18 protein-coding genes are annotated in these 18,188 nt (G+C 66.7%); 14 read left to right on the top strand and 4 right to left on the bottom strand.

Annotation, left to right across the window (positions count from 1 at the left end; genetic code table 11):
* Positions 1–43: 43 nt before the first annotated feature.
* The 3 genes from ubiA to glcC all read right to left on the bottom strand — a co-directional run bounded on the left by ubiA (position 44) and on the right by glcC (position 2,386).
* Positions 44–934 carry a 4-hydroxybenzoate octaprenyltransferase gene (gene ubiA, locus DNK34_RS17350; RefSeq protein ID WP_131175580.1) on the bottom strand — a complete coding sequence of 297 codons (891 nt, stop codon included), beginning with the start codon at positions 932–934 and terminating at the stop codon, positions 44–46.
* Positions 935–977: 43 nt separating this feature from the next.
* The gene (locus DNK34_RS17345; protein WP_131175581.1) at positions 978–1,529 is read right to left on the bottom strand and encodes a chorismate--pyruvate lyase family protein; all 552 of its coding nucleotides are present in this window, start codon (positions 1,527–1,529) and stop codon (positions 978–980) included.
* An 83-nt stretch (positions 1,530–1,612) separates the two neighbouring features.
* Positions 1,613–2,386, bottom strand: a complete 774-nt coding sequence (glcC, locus tag DNK34_RS17340; RefSeq protein WP_131175582.1) for a transcriptional regulator GlcC — start codon at positions 2,384–2,386, stop codon at positions 1,613–1,615.
* A gap of 236 nt (positions 2,387–2,622) precedes the next feature.
* Here glcC and glcD point away from each other — a divergent pair, with 236 nt between their 5' ends.
* The 7 genes from glcD to DNK34_RS17305 all read left to right on the top strand — a co-directional run bounded on the left by glcD (position 2,623) and on the right by DNK34_RS17305 (position 11,490).
* Positions 2,623–4,122: a glycolate oxidase subunit GlcD gene (glcD, locus tag DNK34_RS17335; protein WP_131175583.1), complete on the top strand. Its 1,500-nt coding sequence runs from the start codon at positions 2,623–2,625 to the stop codon at positions 4,120–4,122.
* Positions 4,122–5,177, top strand: coding sequence for a glycolate oxidase subunit GlcE (gene glcE, locus DNK34_RS17330; protein WP_131175584.1), 1,056 nt, complete (start codon positions 4,122–4,124; stop codon positions 5,175–5,177). Before glcD ends, glcE begins: the two co-directional genes overlap by 1 nt.
* Before the next feature lie 3 nt (positions 5,178–5,180).
* Positions 5,181–6,398 (top strand): glycolate oxidase subunit GlcF, encoded by a 1,218-nt coding sequence (gene glcF, locus DNK34_RS17325; RefSeq protein ID WP_131175585.1) that lies wholly within the window; start codon positions 5,181–5,183, stop codon positions 6,396–6,398.
* An 80-nt stretch (positions 6,399–6,478) separates the two neighbouring features.
* On the top strand, positions 6,479–6,877 hold the full coding sequence (locus DNK34_RS17320) for a heme-binding protein (protein ID WP_131175586.1): 399 nt from the start codon (positions 6,479–6,481) through the stop codon (positions 6,875–6,877).
* 85 nt (positions 6,878–6,962) lie between these two features.
* Positions 6,963–9,140 (top strand): malate synthase G, encoded by a 2,178-nt coding sequence (locus tag DNK34_RS17315; protein WP_131175587.1) that lies wholly within the window; start codon positions 6,963–6,965, stop codon positions 9,138–9,140.
* A gap of 296 nt (positions 9,141–9,436) precedes the next feature.
* The gene (locus tag DNK34_RS17310; RefSeq protein ID WP_131175588.1) at positions 9,437–11,137 is read left to right on the top strand and encodes an L-lactate permease; all 1,701 of its coding nucleotides are present in this window, start codon (positions 9,437–9,439) and stop codon (positions 11,135–11,137) included.
* Positions 11,138–11,322: 185 nt separating this feature from the next.
* Positions 11,323–11,490, top strand: coding sequence for a rubredoxin (locus DNK34_RS17305; protein ID WP_131175589.1), 168 nt, complete (start codon positions 11,323–11,325; stop codon positions 11,488–11,490).
* A 20-nt stretch (positions 11,491–11,510) separates the two neighbouring features.
* On the opposite strand, the gene DNK34_RS17300 is transcribed toward DNK34_RS17305, so the two are convergent.
* A complete protein-coding gene (locus tag DNK34_RS17300) occupies positions 11,511–11,885 on the bottom strand; it encodes a winged helix DNA-binding protein (protein WP_207390785.1) in 375 nt (124 codons plus the stop codon).
* Between the two features lie 209 nt (positions 11,886–12,094).
* Here DNK34_RS17300 and DNK34_RS17295 point away from each other — a divergent pair, with 209 nt between their 5' ends.
* The 7 genes from DNK34_RS17295 to DNK34_RS17265 all read left to right on the top strand — a co-directional run bounded on the left by DNK34_RS17295 (position 12,095) and on the right by DNK34_RS17265 (position 17,451).
* Positions 12,095–12,952: a sugar phosphate isomerase/epimerase family protein gene (locus DNK34_RS17295; protein WP_131175590.1), complete on the top strand. Its 858-nt coding sequence runs from the start codon at positions 12,095–12,097 to the stop codon at positions 12,950–12,952.
* A gap of 20 nt (positions 12,953–12,972) precedes the next feature.
* Positions 12,973–14,061, top strand: a complete 1,089-nt coding sequence (locus tag DNK34_RS17290; protein WP_131175591.1) for a putative urea ABC transporter substrate-binding protein — start codon at positions 12,973–12,975, stop codon at positions 14,059–14,061.
* The gene (locus tag DNK34_RS17285; protein ID WP_207390786.1) at positions 14,058–15,059 is read left to right on the top strand and encodes a fatty acid desaturase family protein; all 1,002 of its coding nucleotides are present in this window, start codon (positions 14,058–14,060) and stop codon (positions 15,057–15,059) included. The genes DNK34_RS17290 and DNK34_RS17285 overlap by 4 nt, the downstream gene beginning before the upstream one ends.
* A 45-nt stretch (positions 15,060–15,104) precedes the next feature.
* Complete coding sequence (locus tag DNK34_RS17280; RefSeq protein WP_131175592.1) at positions 15,105–15,272, top strand: rubredoxin; 168 nt, start codon at positions 15,105–15,107, stop codon at positions 15,270–15,272.
* A gap of 76 nt (positions 15,273–15,348) precedes the next feature.
* The gene (locus tag DNK34_RS17275) at positions 15,349–16,497 is read left to right on the top strand and encodes an NAD(P)/FAD-dependent oxidoreductase (RefSeq protein ID WP_131175593.1); all 1,149 of its coding nucleotides are present in this window, start codon (positions 15,349–15,351) and stop codon (positions 16,495–16,497) included.
* 167 nt (positions 16,498–16,664) lie between these two features.
* The gene (locus DNK34_RS17270; RefSeq protein WP_131175594.1) at positions 16,665–16,937 is read left to right on the top strand and encodes an HU family DNA-binding protein; all 273 of its coding nucleotides are present in this window, start codon (positions 16,665–16,667) and stop codon (positions 16,935–16,937) included.
* Positions 16,938–17,061: 124 nt separating this feature from the next.
* Positions 17,062–17,451 (top strand): helicase, encoded by a 390-nt coding sequence (locus DNK34_RS17265; protein WP_131175595.1) that lies wholly within the window; start codon positions 17,062–17,064, stop codon positions 17,449–17,451.
* Positions 17,452–18,188 lie beyond the last annotated feature (737 nt).

Below are 18,188 nucleotides of genomic sequence, written 5' to 3'. Positions count from 1 at the left end.
GAATTATTGCAGCGATATGACAGCGGGGCTGCAGCGTACGCCTTCACGCCAGCGCGTAGTCGAGGACGATACCGAGAAAGATCGCCAGGCCGGCCCAGTGGTTGTGCAGGAAGGCCTTGAAGCAGACCAGCGGTTCGCGTCGGCGGGTGACGTGGAATTCCCAGGCGAAGCAGGCCGCGGCCAGCAGCAGGCCGAGGTGGTAGTACAGGCCCAGCTCGAAGCGGGCGCCGGCCAGCAGCAGGCACAGCAGCGCCATGCCCTGCAGGCCGAGGATGATCACCCGGTCGGCATCGCCGAACAGGATCGCGGTGGACTTCACGCCGATCTTCAGGTCGTCCTCGCGGTCGGCCATGGCGTAGTAGGTGTCGTAGCCCACCGTCCAGATCACGTTGGCCAGGAACAGCAGCCAGGCTTCGGGCGGCAGGCTGCCGGTCTCGGCGGTGAAGGCCATCGGCATGCCCCAGGAGAAGGCGGCACCGAGCACCACCTGCGGGTAGTAGGTGTAGCGCTTCATGAAGGGGTACAGCGCGGCCACGCCGAGGGCGCCGAACGACAGCCAGATAGTGCTGGCGTTGGTCAGCAGCACCAGGAAGAAGCTCGCGGCCACCAGGATGGCGAACAGCATCAGCGCTTCGCGGGCGCTCACCCGGCCGCTGGCCAGCGGGCGAGCCCGGGTACGGCTGACGTGGCCGTCGAAGTGGCGGTCGGCATAGTCGTTGATCACGCAGCCGGCCGAACGCATGAGGATCACGCCGAGCACGAAGATCGCCAGGTTCTTCAGGCTCGGTACGCCCTGCGCCGCGATCCATAGTGCCCACAGCGTCGGCCACAGCAGCAGGTAGATGCCGATGGGCTTGTCCAGGCGCGTCAGTTGCACGAAGTCCCAGGCGCGAGGGTGCAGGCGATCGAGCGATTGCAGCAGGCGGGTGTACATCGAGCATGTCTCCTGGCGGTTTGCGCGGATTATACGCGCAGCCCTAGGGCTTGCCGGTGTCGTCGGCGACGGCTTGCCAGAAGGCGGGCAGGAACACTTCGGCGACCAGTACGCCCAGCGCGCCGCGGCGAAAGCACGAACGACGGCCCCACATGGCTTCATGGCGGCTGTCGGCGGGCAGCCAGGCGGCGGGGTAATGGCAGACCTGCAGGGGGCCGCGATCGAAAGCCTGGTCGCTGAACAGCAACTCGCCCAGTGAGCGGTTGCCCAGGTGCTGCAGGTCCATGTCCGAGCCTTGCAGAGCCACCTGCGCGGCGACGCTGCGGGCGAATACCCAGGGCTGGCCGTTGCCGCGCAGGTACACTTCGCGCACCCAGCCGCGGCTGCCCTCGGCGACCTCCAGCGCGGCGCATTCGTCGTGGCGTAGCCTGTGCCAGCCCTCGTGCAGCGGGGTGACGCTGAAGCCATCGTCGGACAGCGCGGTCAGGCGCCGGGTCAGCGAGTCTTCGTTGAACAGCCAGTCGCGTTCTTGCGCAGAGGGCGGCGGAAGTTGTGCGGCGCTCAGCCACAGGGGTGACGGCAGGTTGTCGGGCACGGCAGCGGGTCATCGTGGCTCATGGGTGCGCGCGAGTCTAGCACGCGGCTCCAGGGGCTGTTCCCGCGCCGGCGCGGTCGTGCCTAGGCCCAGCCCTGCAGGCGCATGGTGGCACGCACCAGGCGTTGCTCCTCCTGCTCGATTTCCTTCAGGTTGTCGCGGATGCCGTTGATGTGATCGCGGGCCGCCCGCTGGGCCTGTTCCGGCAGGCGCTCGATGACCGCGTGATAGAGGCGCCCGTGCTGGCGGTCGATCTGCCTTTTCTGCGCTGGACGGTGGTAGAGGTTGTTCACCGAGGCGAACACGGTGCTGAGCATCAGGTCGGTGAGCGACTGCAGGGTGTGCACCAGCACCGGGTTGTGCGAAGCCTCGCAGATGGCCAGGTGAAAGGCATGGTCGAGGCGCGCGTGCTCGCGTGGATCGACCGGGTTCCGCCGGGCGTGGGCGGCGAGCATGTCCTCGTAGCGGCGGCTGAGCAGCACGAAGTCCGCCTCGGTGCCGCGCAACGCGGCCAGGCGTGCGGATTCGCCCTCCAGCAGCCCGCGCACTTCGAGCAGGTCGTACAGGGTGCGCGGTTGCGAGTTGAACAGGTGCATCAACGGGCTGGCGTCCTGCTCGCCGCTGAGCCTGGCCACCCGCGAGTCGCGGCCTTGCGCCGTGTCGATGATGCCGCGCCCACGCAGCACCTTGAGCCCTTCACGCAACGCCGAGCGGGAGATGCCCAGCTTCTCGCACAAGCGCCGTTCCGACGGCAGCGGCTGGCCTACCTTGAGCACGCCATCGACGATCAGCCGCTCGATGCGTTCTGCCACCACGTCGCTGAGCTGGCGCCGCGCGGCACCCTGACGCTCTTCCATCGGTACCTCCATGGACTGGTCGTACCAGTCTTCTTGTCGCCCAGAGGAAATCCTCTCGTTACCGATGACCATAGGAGAGTACGGGGCTTTTGGCCAAGCATTGGCGAAAGGCTGGTGAAAGAAACTGGTCGTACCAGTTGCCGAAAAGGTGGACGCTCGTGCGTCGCGGTGGCAAAGATGCGGGCCATGGTCGCAGCCTGACCCGCCATAACAACAATGAGCCGAAAGAGCCTGCCATGAGCATTCTGTACGACGAGCGCGTCGATGGCGCGCTGCCCAAGATCGACAAGGCCGCCCTGCTCACGGCACTGCGCACGCGGTTGCCCGACCTCACGCTCCTGCACAGCCGTGAAGACCTCACGCCCTACGAGTGCGACGGCCTCTCCGCCTACCGCACCACGCCCATGCTGGTGGCCCTGCCCGAACGTATCGAACAGGTGCAGCGGTTGCTGCGCCTCTGCCATGCGCGCGGCGTGCCGGTCGTCGCCCGTGGCGCCGGCACCGGCCTGTCCGGCGGCGCGCTGCCGCTGGAGCAGGGCATCCTGTTGGTGATGGCGCGCTTCAACCAGATTCTCGAGGTCAACCGCGCGGGCCGCTTCGCCCGTGTGCAGCCCGGCGTGCGCAACCTGGCGATCTCCCAGGCGGCCGCTCCCTTCGATCTCTACTACGCACCGGACCCGTCCTCGCAGATCGCCTGCTCCATCGGTGGCAACGTTGCCGAGAATGCCGGCGGCGTGCACTGCCTGAAATACGGGCTGACCGTGCACAACCTGCTCAAGCTGGAAATCCTCACCGTCGAGGGCGAGTTCATGACCCTCGGCAGCGACGCCCTGGATGCGCCCGGCTTCGATCTGCTGGCGCTGTTCACCGGCTCCGAGGGCATGCTCGGCATCGTCACCGAGGTCACCGTCCGGCTGCTGCCCAGGCCGCAGGTGGCCAAGGTCTTGCTGGCCGCCTTCGATTCGGTGGAAAAGGCCGGTGCGGCGGTCGCCGACATCATCGCCGCCGGCATCATCCCCGGCGGCCTGGAAATGATGGACAACCTGGCGATTCGTGCCGCCGAGGACTTCATCCATGCCGGCTATCCGGTGGACGCGGAGGCCATCCTGCTGTGCGAGCTGGACGGCGTCGAAGCTGACGTGGCCGACGACTGCAAGCGGGTGCGTGAGGTGCTGGAAAAAGCCGGCGCCAGCGAGGTGAGGCTGGCCCGCGACGAGGCGGAGCGCGTCAGGTTCTGGGCCGGGCGCAAGAATGCCTTCCCCGCCGTGGGGCGCATCTCGCCGGACTACTACTGCATGGATGGCACCATCCCGCGGCGCGAACTGCCCGGCGTGCTGCGCGGTATCGCCGCGTTGTCCGAGGCATACGGCCTGCGTGTGGCCAACGTGTTCCATGCCGGCGACGGCAACATGCATCCGTTGATCCTCTTCGATGCCAACGTGCCGGGCGAGCTGGAGCGGGCCGAGGCCCTCGGCGGCAAGATCCTCGAGCTGTGCGTCGAGGTCGGCGGCAGCATCACCGGTGAGCACGGTGTGGGCCGGGAAAAGATCAACCAGATGTGCACACAGTTCAACAGCGACGAGATCACCCTGTTTCACGCGGTGAAGGCGGCATTCGACCCGGCCGGCCTGCTCAACCCGGGCAAGAACATCCCCACCCTGCATCGCTGCGCCGAGTTCGGCGCCCTGCACGTGCACCACGGCCAGCTGCCCTTTCCCGAACTGGAGCGCTTCTGATGCCGCACGATGTCGATGCCAGTGCCGCGCTACTGGAGCAGGTCAACCACGCTCTGAACGACGCCACCCCGTTGCGCATCCAGGGCGGCGCCAGCAAGGCCCACCTGGGGCGTTCGACCCCGGGTGAAGTGCTGGATACCCGCGGCCATCGCGGCATCGTCAGCTACGACCCCACCGAACTGGTGCTGACCGCCCGCGCCGGTACGCCGCTGCGCGAGATCGAGGCGGCGCTGGAGGAAAACGGCCAGATGCTGCCGTGCGAGCCGCCCCACCTGGGTGATGGCGCCACCCTCGGCGGCGCCGTCGCGGCGGGCCTTTCCGGGCCGCGGCGGCCATGGGCCGGCTCGGTGCGTGACTATGTGCTCGGCAGTCGGCTGATCACCGGGCAAGGAAAGTTGCTGCGCTTCGGTGGCGAGGTGATGAAGAACGTCGCCGGCTACGATCTGTCGCGCCTGATGGCCGGCAGCTTTGGCTGCCTCGGCCTGCTGACCGAAGTATCGCTCAAGGTGCTGCCCAAACCGCGCCAGTGCCTCAGCCTGCGCCTGGAACTGGATGCCGAGGCGGCGCTGCTCAGGCTCGCCGAGTGGGGGCAGCAGCCACTGCCGATCAGCGCCGCCAGCCACGACGGCCAGACGTTGCGCCTGCGCCTGGAAGGCGGAGAGGGATCGGTAACGGCCGCCCGTCAGCGCCTGGGCGGCGAGGAGATCGACAACCTCTACTGGCTGGAGCTGCGCGAGCAGCGCCTGCCGTTCTTCCGTGGTGAGGGCGCCCTGTGGCGCCTGTCGTTACCGGCCAATTGCGGTCCGCTCGAGCTGCCGGGCCGGCAGTTGCTCGACTGGAGCGGCGCCCAGCGCTGGCTCAAGTCCGACGCCGAGGCGGCACTGATTCAGGCTGTTCTGAGCGAGGTCGGCGGTCATGCCACGGGCTTCTTCGCCGGCCTGGAGCAGCCTTTCCAGCCGCTGACCGCCGTGCTGCTGCGCTATCAGCGCCAGCTCAAGCAGCAGCTGGATCCGCAGGGCATCTTCAACCCTGGCCGACTGTATGCGGAGATATGAACCGTGCAGACCAACCTGAGCGAACGAGCCAAACGACTGCCACGCGCCGAGGAGGCCGAGCGCATCCTGCGCTCGTGCGTGCATTGCGGTTTCTGCAATGCCACCTGCCCGACCTATCAGCTGCTGGGAGACGAACTGGACGGTCCGCGTGGACGCATCTACCTGGTCAAGCAAATGCTCGAAGGTGACGCTGTCAGCGCCAAGACCCAGGAGCACCTGGATCGCTGCCTGACCTGCCGCAATTGCGAAACCACCTGTCCCTCCGGCGTGCAGTACCACGACCTGCTGGACATCGGCCGTGAACTGGTCGAGCAGCGCGTCGCGCGTCCGCTGAACGAGCGCCTGTTGCGTCAGGCTCTGCGCGCCGTGGTGCCGCACCCTGCGCTGTTCAAGGCGCTGACCCGGGCCGGCATGCGCCTGCGCCCGTTGCTGCCGGGTGCGCTCAAGGCCAAGCTGCCGCGCCAGGTTCGCCCGCCCAGGCCGCGCCCGCCGGTACGCCACGCCCGCCGCCTGCTGCTGCTCGAAGGCTGCGTGCAACCGGGCCTGTCGCCCAATACCAATGCCGCCGCGGCGCGGGTGCTGGATCGGCTCGGCATCAGCGTCCTACCGCTGCGTGAAGCCGGATGCTGCGGCGCCGTGGATTACCACCTCAATGCCCAGGAGGCGGGGCTCAGCCGTGCCCGTCGCAACATCGATGCCTGGTGGCCGGCGATCGAGGCTGGCGTCGAAGCCATCGTGCAGACAGCCAGCGGCTGTGGGGCCTTCGTCAAGGATTACGGCCATCTGTTGCGCAACGATGAGGGCTATGCGGCCAAGGCCGCGCGGGTCAGCGGCCTGGCCAGGGATCTGGTCGAAGTGCTGCGGGACGAGCCGCTGGAGCGGCTGCAGGTTCACGCCGAGCAGCGACTGGCCTTTCATTGCCCCTGCACCCTGCAGCATGCGCAGAAACTCGGGGGCGCCGTGGAAAGCGTACTCGGCCGCCTCGGGTTTGCCCTCAGCAGCGTGCCGGACGGCCATCTGTGCTGCGGTTCGGCCGGCACCTACTCGGTGACCCAGCCAGGGCTGTCGCGGCAGTTGCGCGACAACCGGCTCAACGCCCTGGAAAGCGGCGATCCCGACACCATCGTCACCGCCAACATCGGCTGCCAGGCCCACCTCGACGGGGCCGAGCGCACGCCGGTGCGGCACTGGGTCGAGGTTGTGGAGGAGGCGATGCGCTGACCATCGCGGCATGCGCGAGCGCATGCCGCCGCACCCCCGGAGCCGATCCGGGATAGCAAACCGCGAACATGAGGTATGCCATGCAACAGAAAGCCGTACTCAGCCAGACCGACGTCACCCGCATGCTCGCCGCCGCGCGCAGCGAAGCGCAGCAGCACGGCTGGGCCGTGAGCATCGCCGTGGTCGACGACGGTGGCCACCCCTTGGCCCTGGAGCGCCTCGACGGTAGCGCGCCGATCAGCGCCTACATCGCCACGGAGAAAGCGCGCAGTGCCGCCCTGGGGCGCCGCGAGACCAAAGGCTACGAGGACATGGTCAACGGCGGCCGTACCGCGTTCGTCGGTGCGCCGCTGCTCACCTGCCTGGAGGGCGGTGTCCCGGTCCAGGTGGATGGCCAGGTGATCGGCGCGCTGGGTGTGTCCGGCGTCAAGGCCGAACAGGACGCGCAGGTGGCCACGGTCGGTATCGCTGCGCTGTGAACGCACTTGGCCAGCTTGCCGGCGAGCAACCCATCGTCCCGTGCCCCGGCGCATCGGGCGAAGCGAACAGAGAGGAGGTCCGAAGATGACCGATCGCGTGCAATGCCAGCGCCTGCAGGTCGCCGGCGAACTGAAGCGTTTTATCGAGGACGAAGTGCTGCCGGGCTGCGCTATCGATGCCGCTGCATTCTGGAGCGGTTTCGACGCGCTGGTGCATGATCTGGCCCCGCGCAACCGGGCCCTGCTGCACGAGCGTGATCGCCTGCAGCGGGAACTTGACGGTTGGCACCGCGCCAATCCCGGCCCGATCCACGACATGGCCGCCTATCGCGGCTTCCTCGAGTCCATCGGCTATCTGCAGCCGCAACCGGCCAGCGTGCGGGCCAGCACCGCCAACGTCGACAGCGAGATCGCCAGTCAGGCCGGCCCGCAACTGGTGGTGCCGGTGATGAACGCCCGCTACGCGCTCAATGCGGCCAATGCCCGCTGGGGGTCGCTGTACGATGCCCTGTATGGCACCGATGCCATCAGCGAGGAGGGCGGTGCCGGCAAAGGGGCGGGCTACAACGAAGTCCGCGGGGCCCAGGTGATCGCGTTCGCCCGCGCCTTCCTCGATCAGGCCGCGCCACTGGCCAGCGGCTCACATGCCGAGGCCACGGCCTACGCGGTGGCCGATGACGGCCTGCAGGTGACCCTGGCGAGTGGCAAGACCGTGGCGCTGGCCGAGGCGCAGAAGTTCGTCGGTTACCAGGGCAGTGCGGCGGCGCCCTCGGCCGTGCTGCTGAAGAACCACGGCCTGCATCTGGAGATCCAGATCGATCCGGACAGTGCCATTGGCGCTACCGACTCCGCCGGGGTGAAGGACGTAGTGATCGAGGCCGCGCTGTCGACCATCATGGATTGCGAAGACTCGGTCGCCGCCGTGGACGCCAGCGACAAGGTCGCGGTCTACCGCAACTGGCTGGGATTGATGAAGGGCGATCTCAGCGAAACCCTGGAGAAGGGCGGCAAGCGCATCGTCCGCCGCCTCAACCCGGATCGCACCTACACCGCCGCAAGCGGCGGCGAACTGACCCTGCACGGCCGTGCTCTGCTGTTCGTGCGCAACGTGGGGCACCTGATGAGCAATCCGGCGATCATCGACGGCGACGGCGAGGAAATCCCCGAAGGCATCCTCGATGCCGTGCTGACCAGTCTGATCGCCCTGCACGACCTCGAGCGCCGCGGTAACTCGCGCAGCGGCAGTATCTACATCGTCAAGCCAAAGATGCACGGGCCTGCCGAGGTGGCCTTCGCCGCCGAACTGTTCGGGCGCGTCGAGCGACTGCTGGGCATCGCGCCCAACACCCTGAAGATGGGGATCATGGACGAGGAGCGGCGCACCAGCGTCAACCTGGTGGCCTGCATCGAGGCGGCCAGTGCTCGCGTGGCTTTCATCAACACCGGTTTCCTCGACCGCACCGGCGATGAAATGCATTCCGCCATGGAGGCCGGCGCCATGCTGCGCAAGGGCGACATGAAGTCCAGCGCCTGGATTCAGGCCTACGAACGCAACAACGTGCTGGTCGGCCTGGCCTGTGGCCTGCGTGGCAAGGCGCAGATCGGCAAGGGCATGTGGGCCATGCCCGATCTCATGGCGGCCATGCTCGAGCAGAAGATCGGGCAGCCCAGAGCCGGTGCCAACACGGCCTGGGTGCCATCGCCGACCGCCGCTGTCCTGCATGCCCTGCACTACCACCAGGTGGATGTGCAGGCGGTGCAGCGCGAGCTGGAGCGAGTCGACCTGGCCAGCCAGCGCGACGGCCTGCTGCACGACCTGCTGAGCGTGCCGGTGAGTGCCGAGCGGGCCTGGAGCGCGAACGACATCCAGCAGGAACTGGACAACAACTGCCAGGGCATCCTCGGTTATGTGGTGCGCTGGGTGGAGCAGGGTGTGGGCTGTTCCAAGGTGCCGGACATCCATGACGTCGGTCTGATGGAGGACCGTGCCACCCTGCGCATTTCCGCGCAGCACATCGCCAACTGGCTGCATCACGGCGTGGTCGACGAGGCCCAGGTACGCGAAACGCTGCAGCGCATGGCCAGCGTGGTGGATGGGCAGAACGCCGGCGACCCGGCCTACCGGCCGATGGCCGCGGACTTCGACGGTTCCCATGCCTTTCGCGCCGCCTGCGACCTGGTGTTCAAGGGCCGTGAGCAGCCCTCCGGTTACACCGAACCGCTGCTGCATGCCTGGCGTCTGCGTTTCAAAGAGGAGGCTTGAGCGACACCCGATCCGTGGCAGGGGCTGCAGCCGCGACCAGCTGTCCACGGCTCGCCGCTGAAGCGCCTCCCACACCAGCGGATTGATAACCGTGGATGGCGTCAAACGCCGCCATGGAGCAATGACAAACCCTGACGGTGCCGAGCCGTCGGGGCTTTCGAGCATGGCGCCGGTGGTGGGCGATCCTCGCTGTCGGTGTCCACGGAAGTGGTCGGGTCGTTTCGCCATTTCCAGATGCATGGCGCCGGGTCACCCCCGGAAAACTGTGGTTCACAAGAACAAGAGGGAACCGACCCATGAGTCAAACGCTGCTCTCCATCCTGGCCTTCGTGCCGCTGGTACTGGCGGGCGTACTGTTGATCGGCTTTCGCTGGCCGGCCAAGTACGCGATGCCGCTGGTGTTCGTGCTCACCGCCCTGATCGGCCTGCTGGCCTGGGACATGACGCTCAATCGGGTGATCGCTTCCAGCCTGCAGGGGCTGATCCTCACCGCCGCGATCCTGTGGATCATCTTCGGCGCCATCCTGTTGCTCAACACCCTCAAGCATTCCGGTGGCATCTCGGCCATTCGCCGGGGCTTTTCCAATATCAGCCCGGATCGACGTGTCCAGGCGCTGATCGTCGCCTGGCTGTTCGGCTGCTTCATCGAGGGCGCCTCCGGTTTCGGTACCCCGGCCGCGGTGGCCGCGCCACTGCTGGTCGCGCTGGGTTTCCCGGCCCTGGCCGCCGTGGTGCTGGGGATGATGGTGCAATCCACGCCGGTATCCTTCGGTGCCGTCGGCACGCCGATTCTGGTCGGTGTCGGCGCCGGCCTGGACCAGAGCGGCATCAGCGCGCAGCTGGCGGCCAGCGGCAGCAGCTGGGACACCTTCTTCCATTTGATCTACTCGCGGGTGGCCATCATCCACGGCCTGATCGGGCTGCTGATGCCGCTGATCATGGTGATGGTGATGACGCGCTACTTCGGTCGCAACCAGAGCTGGAAGGAAGGCCTGGCGGTCGCTCCCTTCGCCATCTTCACCGCCTTCGCCTTCTCCATCCCGTACATGGCCGCCGGGGTGTTCCTCGGCCCCGAGTTCCCGTCGATCATCGGCGCCCTGGTCGGCCTGGCCATCGTGGTCCCGGCCGCCAGGGCCGGCTTCCTGCTGCCCAGGGACACCTGGGACTTTGCCGATGCCAGGGAGTGGCCTGCCGAGTGGATGGGCAAGATCGAGATGAAACTCGACGAGGTGGCCGGCAAGGCGCCGATTTCGGTACCCATGGCCTGGGCGCCGTATCTGCTGTTGGCGGCGTTCCTGGTGATATCGCGCACCTTTCCCCAGGTGAAGGCGGCGCTGATGGACCTCAGCTTCGGCTGGAACGACATCCTCGGCGAGTCCGGCGTGTCCGGTGCCATCGAGCCGTTATACCTGCCGGGAGGCATCCTCTGCGTGGTGGTGCTGATCACCTTCTTCCTGCACCGCATGCGTTTCTCCGAGCTCAAGGCGGCCGTGGGCGAGTCGAGCAAGACCCTGCTCGGCGCGGGCTTCGTGTTGATCTTCACCATCCCCATGGTACGTATCCTGATCAATTCCGGCGTCAACGGTGCGGATCTGGTTTCCATGCCGGTGGCCATGGCGCAGTTGGTGGCCGACAGTGTCGGTGGCGTTTATCCCTTCTTCGCCCCGGCAGTGGGCGCGCTGGGCGCCTTCATCGCGGGCTCCAACACCGTTTCCAACCTGATGCTGTCGCAGTTCCAGCTCAATGCGGCGGAGCTGCTCGGCGTTTCCGGGGCAATGATGGTCGCGGTGCAATCGGTGGGGGCCGCGGCGGGCAACATGATCGCCATCCACAACGTGGTCGCCGCCTCGGCCACGGTCGGCCTGCTGGGCCGCGAGGGCATCACGCTGCGCAAGACGCTCCTGCCGACCCTGTACTACCTCGTCATGGCGGGTGGCATCGCACTCTTGGCCATGTACGTCATGGGCGTCAGCGATCCGTTGCTGGAAAGCACCTGAGCCCATGGGCGTACGGCGGCGCCCGACGTTGCCTGACCCCGGGGTCTGTTACCGTTTCGGCAGGGCTGGCGCCGCAGCGGGAACAGACTCTGGCGGGGTGGCTTCGTCGCCCCGTCGCTTGGCGTATGCTGGCAATTGCGGTAGCGTGCCCCGCGCAATGACCGTGAGATACGCCGGAGAGCGTTATGAAGAAGTGGCAATGTGTGGTCTGTGGACTGATCTACGACGAACGCGAAGGCTGGCCGGATGATGGCATCGCCCCCGGCACCCGCTGGGAAGACGTGCCGGAAGACTGGCTGTGCCCGGATTGCGGCGTGGGCAAGATGGATTTCGAGATGATCGAAATCGACTGACCGGTGCCGTCGCGCCGCGCTCAGCTTCTGCCCAGCGCGGAAAAGTGCTGGCAGGCCTCGTCGTAGAAACGCTCCAGACGTTCGATCAGAGGCGTGGTCAGGGTAACCCTGCGCACGCGCTTGTCCGCCTCCGAACCCGTCTCCTGCAGAAGTCCCTGGTCGATCAGGTTCTGCACGTATTTCACCGCCGTGCGCCGGCTGACGCTGGGCATGTAGGCGTAGAGATCGGTCTTGTGCAGGGCCTGGTCGCGACGCAGCCACATGTGGATGAACAGGTCGCAATAGCAAAGGTCGCTGAGGCCGATGTCGCTGAACAGGGCGATCCAGCTTTCATCCATGCCGATGATCGCTTCGGCGACGGTGCGGCGGTTGCTCTGGCTGTAGCGGCGGGTCATCGTTCGGCATTCCCTTGGCTGGCTATAATGGTGCAGTTTTGCACGTATTGCCCTGTCGAGGGGCGTTTCCCGGCAGGTCGAGCAGGGTGTCCATTTTCTATAAAAGTGCAAAATTGCATGAAAAATAACATGTTAATGAATCGGTGAAGATACTGGCATAGTGGTTGCTCTGTTCCCCTCGTGCGCTCATGCCGAGCGGGGAGGACAGGATGCAGTTTAAGTTATTCAAAACCTTCTGGGGGTTTTCCGGCTCCCCGCAGGAGGCCGCCCATGAGGCCCGTGAGGCGGGTTTCGATGGCCTGGAGGCGCCTGCGCCGACGACCTCGGCGGCGCTCGACGGGTTCGCCGCGGCCCTGGCGGAGCATGGGCTCGACTACATCGCCGAGATCTGCACGGCGGGCAGCTATGTACCGGATCGCCATGCCACCCCGGCAGAGCACCTGGCCGACCTCGAACGCAAGATCGTCGGCGCACTGCCCCTGGGGCCGCGCTTCTGCAATGTCATGGCCGGCTGCGATGCCTGGCCCCTGGTGGTGCAGTACGAATTCTTCGCCCGGGCGCTGGAGGTCGCCGACCGCCATGCCGTCACCCTGAGCTTCGAGACGCACCGCAGCCGTTCGCTGTTCACCCCCTGGGTCACCGAGGCCGTGCTGCAGCGCGTGCCGCAATTGCTGCTGACCGTCGACATCAGCCACTGGGTGGTGGTCAGCGAGCGCCTGCTGGATGACGACTGGGAACTGCTGCTGGGCATCGCCGAGCGGGCCCACCACATCCATGGCCGTATCGGCTATCCGCAAGGGCCGCAGGTACCCCATCCGGCGGCGCCGGAATACGCCGACTGCCTGGCCTTCCACCAGCGCTTCTGGGCAGCGGTATGGGCTGCGCAGCGGCGGCGTGGCTATGCCGTCAGCAGCATGACGCCGGAGTTCGGCCCGGACGGTTACCTGCACACCCTGCCATTCACCGACCAGCCCGTCGCCGACCTGTGGCAGATCAACCGCTGGGTCGGCGATTGCGAACGGGCGCACTTCCAGCGCTGCGCGGCCCCCGTCGCGCTGTCCCACTGAAATCCAAGCGGAGCGTCGTCATGCAGGCACAAGCATTCAATCATTGGGGACGGCGTCTATTCGCCGTGTTCACCCTTGCCCTGGCGCTGCTGGCCCAACCGGCACTGGCCAAGGAGCAGTTCCGCATCGCCTGGGTGCTGTATCCCGGCTTCATGCCGCTGGATTACGCCCAGCGCAGCGGCATTCTCGACAAGTGGGCGCAGCAGTACGGCATCGACATCGAGGTGGTGCAGGTCAATGACTACATCGAGGCGGTCAACCAGTACAGTGCCGGCGAGTTCGATATCTGCCTGATGGCGACCATGGACGCGCTGACCATTCCGGCGGCCAGTGGCGTGGACTCGACGGTGCTGAACATCGTCGACTATTCCAACGGCAACGACGCGATCATCCTCAAGCATGGGCAGACCCTCGCCGACATCCGTGGCCAGCGGGTGAACATCGTCCAGTTCTCCATCTCCCACTACTTTCTCGCCCGCGCTCTGGAGAGCGTCGGCCTGAGCGAGCGCGAACTGACCCTGGTGAACACCTCCGACGCCGACATGGTGTCGCTGTACGGCCAGCCGTCGGTGTCGGCGATGGTGACCTGGAACCCGATGGTCAGCGACATCCTCCGTCGCGACGACGCTCACCTGGTGTTCGATTCGCGGCAGATGCCCGGCGAACTGACCGACGCCATCGTCGCCCATACCGCCACCCTGGAGCAGAACCCCGCACTGGGCAAGGCACTGATCGGCGCCTGGTTCGAAACCTTGGCGGTCATGCGCCGCGACGACGAGCAGGGCCGCCAGGCGCGGGAAACCATGGGCATCGCCGCCGGTACCGACCGCGCCGGCTACGAGCAGCAACTGGCCGCCACCCACCTGTTCTACAGCGCCCAGGAAGCCGTCGATTTCATCAGCGATCCGCAACTGGCCAAGACCATGGCGCGGATCGCCGAGTTCTCCTTCGACAAGGGCCTGCTCGGCAATGCCGCCCCGTCGGCCGGGGCGGTCGGCATGGCCTTCACCGATGGCAGCGTGTATGGCGACCCCGGCAACGTGAAACTGCGTTTCGACGACCGCTTCCTGCGCATGGCCGTCGATGGCGAACTGAGGAGCACGCCATGAAACTGCCAAGCATCCGCTATCCCGATGGACGTCTGCCCACCCTGCTGGCCGTCCTCTATGTCCTGGTCGCCTATGGCGCCGGCCTTGCCCTGCTGGTGCACGCCAGCCTCTGGAGCTGGCCGCTGGGTGTGCTGTTGCTCGGCCACAGCCTGGTGATCGGTGCCTACCTGATCCACGACTGCACGCACCAGGCGGTGTTCTTCGAGCGCCACTGGAACGCGCGCCTCGGCAGCCTGCTCAGCGTGCTGGCGGGTGGTTGCTACGGTACCTACGACGGCCTGCGCCTCAAGCACATGCGCCACCATGTCGATCGGGCCGACGTGGTCGCCTTCGACTACCGGGCCATCCTCATCGCCCATCCGTGGCTGCGGCGCCTGGTCGAGGCCCTGGAATGGGCCTACATCCCGGCGGTGGAACTGCTGATGCATTTCCTGGTGATCTACAGTCCTTTCGTCGTCGAACACTACCGCCCGCTCCGGCGCCGGGTACTGTTCTGGCTGGCACTGCGTGGCGCGGCCTTCGTCGCCCTCGGCCTGTTCTCCTGGCCGGCGCTGCTGGGCTATGCCGTGGCCTACCTGCTGTTCCTCAACGTGATGCGCCTGATGGACATGCACCAGCACACCTTCGAGGTGGTGGTCGGCCTGGATGCCGAACCGGGCGAGCGGCCCGACCAGGCCTACGAGCAGCGCAACACCTTTTCCAACCCCTTCGGCCACTCGCGCCTGCTCAACCTGCTGGTGTTGAATTTCGGCTATCACAACGCCCACCACGAGAAGCCCACGGTGCCCTGGTACCGCCTGCCGCAACTGCACCATGAGCTCTATGACAAGGGCGAGGAGCCGGTGCTGCCGGCGCGACGTTTTCTCGCCAGCATGCACCGGCACCGCGTGGCGCGGGTGATGAATGCCGATCATGGCGACCAGACCATCGGCCTGCCGCCGGCCCAGGGCCCGGGGTTCATGGGGACTTACGGGGTTTCCTTTCTCACCGCCATCTGATCGCGTCGGGATTCTGCGAGCGGTGGCCCGACCACGGAGGCGATGATGCGCAGGTGGCAATGCGTGGTGTGCGGTTTCATTTATGATGAGGCCGCCGGCTTGCCGGAAGAGGGCATCGTCCCCGGCACCGCCTGGGAAGACGTACCGGCGGGCTGGTCATGCCCGGACTGTGGCGTGGGCAAGGCGGATTTCGACATGATCGAGATCGCCTGAGTCGCCCGCCGATGGCCCTCACTGCACCGCGACGGCCGCTGGCCGTCGCGTCGTTTTCCCGATGGAGGAACAGACAATGGATACACCCGTGGTGATCGTCGGTACCGGGCTGGCCGGTTACAACCTGGCCCGCGAGTTTCGCAAGCTCGACAATGACACGCCGCTGCTGCTGATCACCGCCGATGACGGGCGCTCCTACTCCAAGCCGATGCTGTCCACCGGCTTCGCCAGGAACAAGGACGCCGACGGGCTGTGCATGGCCGAGCCCGGCGCCATGGCCGAACAACTCGACGCCGAGGTGCGTACCCATACCCCGGTCACCGGCATCGACCCCGGGCACAAGCGCCTGTGGCTCGGCGAAGAGGCCGTTGCCTACCGCGATCTGGTGCTGGCCTGGGGCGCGGAAGTGATCCGCGTCCCGGTCGAGGGCGAGGCGCGCGACGCGCTGCTGGCGCTCAACGACCTCGAGGATTACGCGCGTTTCCGCCAGGCGGCGCAGGGCAAGCGGCGGGTGCTGATCCTCGGCGCCGGCCTGATTGGTTGCGAATTCGCCAATGACCTGTCCCTCGGTGGCTACGAGGTGGACCTGGTCGCGCCCTGCGAACAGGTGATGCCGGCCCTGCTGCACCCGGCGCCGGCGGCGGCCGTGCAGGCCGGGCTGGAAAGCCTGGGGGTGCGCCTGCACCTGGGGCCGGTGCTGAGTCGCCTGGAGTACGCCGCCGATGGCCTCGAGGCGCATCTGTCCGATGGCCGGGTGATCGCCTGTGACCTGGTGTTGTCGGCCGTTGGCCTGCGCCCGCGCATCGCGCTGGCGGCCGCCGCCGGCCTGGCGATCAATCGCGGCATCATGGTCGACCGCCAGTTGCGCACCTCCCATGCCAACATCCATGCCCTGGGCGACTGCGCCGAGGTCGACGGCCTCAATCTGCTGTATGTCATGCCATTGATGGCCTGTGCCCGGGCCCTGGCGAAAACCCTCACCGGCACGCCGACCGAGGTTGCCTATGGCGCCATGCCGATCACCGTGAAGACGCCGGTGTGTCCGCTGATCGTTTCGCCGCCACCGCGTGGAACCCAGGGCGAGTGGACGGTCGAAGGCAGTGGTGGCGACATCAAGGCGCTGTGCCAGGATGCCTCCGGCGCGCTGTTGGGGTATGCCCTGACCGGCGCGGCGGTACAGGAAAAACTGGCGCTTAATCGTCTGCTGCCGGCCCTGTTACCCTGAGCGTTCTGTCGCCTGTTCGACAAAATTGCCGGATTACTCGCCCACGGGACTGGCGAAGCCCACCACGGCGTGCCATTCTCCCCGGGTCTGCCGCAGCGCAGAGCTGTTGCGGCACCTTGGCCGGGCAGCACGGAACACAACAACAACAAACCGTAAATGAGGCATTTATGCGCAAACCGGAACTCGCCGCCGCTATCGCGGAAAAAGCTGATCTGACCAAGGATCAGGCCAATCGTGTACTCAACGCCGTGCTTGAAGAGATCAGCGGCGCACTGAACCGCAAGGACAGTGTGACCCTGGTTGGCTTTGGCACCTTCGTGCAACGCCATCGCGGTGCGCGTACGGGCAAGAACCCGCAGACGGGCCAGCCAGTCAAGATCAAGGCCAGCAACACCGTAGCCTTCAAGCCGGGCAAGGCCCTGAAGGACTCGATCAACTGAGCCTCGTGGGCCCGGAGCTTGGCTCCGGGCCATGCCCGTCACAGGACCAGGCTCTCGGTCGGCTGTTAAGCCCGGGTCGAGCCGTTACAATGCGCCGCCTTAACATCATCTAGAGGCCTTGCGCATGAAATTCCGTTTTCTCCTGTGGATGCTGGGCCGGCTCATGGCCAAGGCCAGCCGTGACAATCCCGCGTTCCGGCAACAGCTCGAAGGCCGGGACATGGTGTTCCAGCTGCATACCCTGGACGGCAGGGTGGCGCGCCACTTCATCGTCAGCCAGCAGCGCATCGGCAGCAAGCGCGGCACGGTCAGCGAGCCCGCCTTCGCCATCGGTTTCAAGGACGCTGCCTGCGGCTTCGCCACCCTGACCGCGAAGAACAAGCAACTGGCCTTCATGCAGGGTATCCAGAACAAGGATATTCGGATCGAGGGCAATCCGGCGCTGGTGCTCTGGTTCCAGGGGCTGAGCAAATACCTCGGGCCCAAGCGCCGCATCGAGAAAAAAGCGGCCTGAGCGGCCCGCAACCTGGCGGTTCCCCAGCCGCGCCCCCGCGGCGAATAGCGCTCACACCATGGATTCTGCGAGATGGCCGCCATCGCATCGCGCCGAGGTCGACGCTCCTACACGGTCGGTGGTTTGCCGCGATCCCGTGGGAGCCGCGCCCCCGCGGCGAATAGCGGCCACGCCACGGATTCTGCGGGATGGCCGCCATCGCATCGCGCCGAGGTCGACGCTCCTACACGGTCGGTGGTTTGCCGCGATCCCGTGGGAGCCGCGCCCCCGCGGCGAATTGTGGCCATACCGCGATTTTGCGGCATGGTCGCCAGCGCATCGCGCCGGGGTCGACGCTCCTACACGGTCGGTGGTTTGCCGCGATCCCGTGGGAGCCGCGCCCCCGCGGCGAATCGTGGCCATACCGCGATTTTGCAGCATGGTCGCCAGCGCATCGCGCCGGGGTCGACGCTCCTACACGGTCGGTGGTTTGCCGCGATCCCGTGGGAGCCGCGCCCCCGCGGCGAATCGTGGCCATACCGCGATTTTGCGGCATGGTCGCCAGCGCATCGCGCCGGGGTCGACGCTCCTACACGGTCGGTGGTTTGCCGCGATCCCGTGGGAGCCGCGTCCCCGCGGCGAATAGCGGCCACGCCACGGATTCTGCGGGATGGCCGCCATCGCATCGCGCCGAGGTCGACGCTCCTACACGGTCGGTGGTTTGCCGCGATCCCGTGGGAGCCGCGCCCCCGCGGCGA

The organism is Phytopseudomonas dryadis (genome assembly GCF_004327355.1).
Classification (GTDB): Bacteria; Pseudomonadota; Gammaproteobacteria; order Pseudomonadales; family Pseudomonadaceae; genus Aquipseudomonas; species Aquipseudomonas dryadis.
The sequence above is the reverse complement of the archived record's forward strand: the minus strand, read 5'-3'. Positions and strand labels throughout refer to the sequence as shown.